Source organism: Mesorhizobium sp. M7A.F.Ca.CA.003.01.2.1, from assembly GCF_003998945.1.
GTDB lineage: Bacteria > Pseudomonadota > Alphaproteobacteria > Rhizobiales > Rhizobiaceae > Mesorhizobium > Mesorhizobium ciceri.
Genome location: NZ_RZRA01001121.1, coordinates 1 through 1,597 on the forward strand (window position 1 = coordinate 1; position 1,597 = coordinate 1,597).

At 55.0% G+C, this 1,597-nt stretch carries 1 protein-coding gene and 1 pseudogene; both read left to right on the forward strand.

Features of this window, described 5'->3' with window-relative positions; translation table 11 throughout:
- Window positions 1–218 precede the first annotated feature (218 nt).
- Window positions 219–1,199 carry a hypothetical protein gene (locus EN969_RS30365; RefSeq protein WP_127224210.1) on the forward strand — a complete coding sequence of 327 codons (981 nt, stop codon included), beginning with the start codon at window positions 219–221 and terminating at the stop codon, window positions 1,197–1,199.
- Between the two features lie 212 nt (window positions 1,200–1,411).
- A pseudogene (locus EN969_RS30370) lies at window positions 1,412–1,597 on the forward strand (short-chain dehydrogenase); the annotation flags it as partial.

Genomic DNA, 1,597 nt, shown 5'->3' on the forward strand with positions numbered 1-1,597 from the left:
CTTCATAGACCGACCCGCCACCGTGAAGGTGCTCTTGTAAAAGGGCGGCACTGATTGTTGACTTCGGCATTTCATTGTCTCCGGTTTGAGTGCCGGAACATGGGAACGCGGCGACGGGGCAACAATCCGCAATTTTCGAACATCTATGGGAAAAGCGTCGACCTGTCCGTTACTTCCTTCTCCATCATATAATTGTTCCGCACGACCGGAGGTCCTAAGTGACGCTTGAAGAAGCTATTGCCGAGCATATGCAGCTAATCGACTTGGAGCTTCAGGTGGAGGAGCTCCCACTTTGGCAACGTCCGCTTAGGGCTTCAATCAAGTTCGTTCTAGAAAGCATTCTGGACATTCGGGGCGACACGAAGGAGGATTTTGCAGGGAAACCATGGTTTGCGGTGATCTTCCACCATATTGAGACATGGTATCGCGATACCTACGGAAGTGCTTTTGATCAGAGTAGCGGGGAGGGTTTTGCGTCGGGCGTAGTGCTTGTTCGGCATGTCCCGATTGAAATCCGCGTTCCACTAACACGCACCACGCCGGGGACACCTGGTGAAACCGTTTGGCTTCATTTCCCCCTTGGCATTGAACAGGGCGAGACGCCCACCGACTGGCTCGTAAACCCGCCCAACCTCGCGAAGATAGACCTGACGGAAAGCCGAAAACTGAAAACGAGGACGACGGCGGTGGCCACCGCCTTGCGCAGGATCAGAATGAACACGATGGGAGTGACCGCGCCGGATCATGAAATCACGGAATTGATTGATGGGGTTCTTTCTGATCTTCAAAACGCGGCAATAGGTCTGCTTACTGATAGTGATACCGCAAGGGGCGCTGCAATGTGGTCGATGCAGATGGCAATCGAACGGACGATAAAGGCATTCATTCTTCAAAAGACAGGCAGAAAGTATCGTGAAACCCACGACCTTTTTTACCTTTACGACGACGCGCTTCCGCATTGTTCCGGCATCAACCGCGGCCTCCTAAAGAAGCTCCCCAATTCACGCGAGATGATGGAAGGACGGTACGGTCTGGGTACGAAATGGACAATCCGCTATGCGACGGAAGCCTACTTCGCGGCGCTCATGCTCATTTCCGAGTTCTCAGCCCGGTATGATCGCAAGATAAGTGTCGGCGGCAGTCGGGTCCACCTCAAGCGTCCACCTTGGCTCACCTTGCCGAAGCCTGTCACAACCTAGGACTATTTCCCCCTACTTCTTTTTCACAGCCGCGAGCTGGTCGGACTGAATTTCCATGATGGAACGTGTTTCGGGTTTCCATACCGTCGACGCGCTGCATGCGATTTAACAGGAAAAATAGGCGCGCTATGTACCCCATGGATTATATGGTTCGACGATTGTGACCGCTGGCGTTCGACCGCGCACGGCAGGCGGAACCAACGGAGCCTGAATTGACATCCATCACTACCACCAAGCGAGCACTTATCACCGGGACCGGAGCGGCCGACGGCATCGGCTTCGCCATTGCCCGCCAGCTCGGCCATGCCGGCCATGCCGTTTTTCTCACCGGTGCCAGTGGGCGTGTGCTCGATCGCGCCGTTGAGCTCCGTGCAGAAGGCATCGACGCCAAGGCCGTG